This is a genomic window from Rhizobium giardinii bv. giardinii H152, assembly GCF_000379605.1.
Classification (GTDB): Bacteria; Pseudomonadota; Alphaproteobacteria; order Rhizobiales; family Rhizobiaceae; genus Pararhizobium; species Pararhizobium giardinii.
In genome coordinates this window covers 1-1,012 of the sequence record NZ_KB902673.1, presented here as the reverse complement: position 1 = coordinate 1,012, position 1,012 = coordinate 1, and the positions used below count along the sequence as shown (strand labels likewise).

The 1,012-nt window shown below is 60.3% G+C and carries 1 protein-coding gene; it reads left to right on the top strand.

Features of this window, described 5'->3' with window-relative positions:
• Nucleotides 1–1,012 (top strand): aconitase family protein (locus A3AY_RS0115240; protein WP_018326519.1); only part of this gene is annotated, 1,012 nt, incomplete at both ends.

The following is a 1,012-nucleotide window of genomic DNA, read 5'->3' as shown; positions in this document are numbered from 1 at the left end:
CGGGCGCCCGCAGCCGGGCGTCATGGCCGCAGATATCGCCCTCACGCTTACTGCATTTCTGCGCAAGGCTGGCATTGTCGGCAGGTACCTCGAATTCGTCGGAGAAGGCGTGGACAGCCTCAGCGTGCCAGACCGCTGTACCCTTGCAAATATGGCGCCCGAATATGGCGCGACCCTTGCCTTCTTTCCCTGCGACCAGGCCGTCATCGACTATCTGAAAGACACAGGGCGAAACGAAGACCATCTCGAGATCATTGGCGAACACCTGGAAAACCAGAGGATTTTCGGCTGGTCCTCCCGTCCGGAGGCAGTCTACAACAGAACCCTTCACTTCGATCTCGGCTCGATCACGCTGCGCGTGGCAGGCCCATCGCGGCCTGACCAGCTCGTTGACGTGCCGGATTTGGCGAGACTGCGCAATACGGTAAAGTCGTCCTGGGATCACCGCATTGCGCTGGCCGCCATAACCTCGTGCACCAATACCGCCAATCCTGCATCCATGGTGGCCGCGGGTCTGGTTGCGCGTAAAGCACGGGCGCGGGGGCTTGCCATTGACCCGTCCATCAAGACAGTGCTTGCACCGGGATCGCGCCGAATAGTCGGCTATCTCGAAACGTCGGGTCTCCTGCAAGACCTCTCCGCTTTGGGCTTTCACATTGCGGCCTACGGCTGCGGCGTGTGTGTGGGCAATACGGGAGATCTGGCGCCGGGCGTTGAAGACATGATATCGGCAGAAGGAGGCGCGGCCGTTGCGGTACTTTCCGGCAATCGGAACTTCGAAGGCCGTATTCATCGGGCACTTCCATCCGCTTATCTGATGAGCCCGGCGCTGGTTGTAGCTTTCGCGCTCGCCGGGCGTATCGATATCGATATCGCCTCGCAGGTTATCGCCCATGGCAATGGAAGGGACGTGGTGTTTTCGGACCTTTGGCCCACCGCCGCCGAGATTTCCGATATCCTCGACCATTCTCAGCCAACGTCGAGCACGATTGTCGAAACGCAGGCCTGGAGC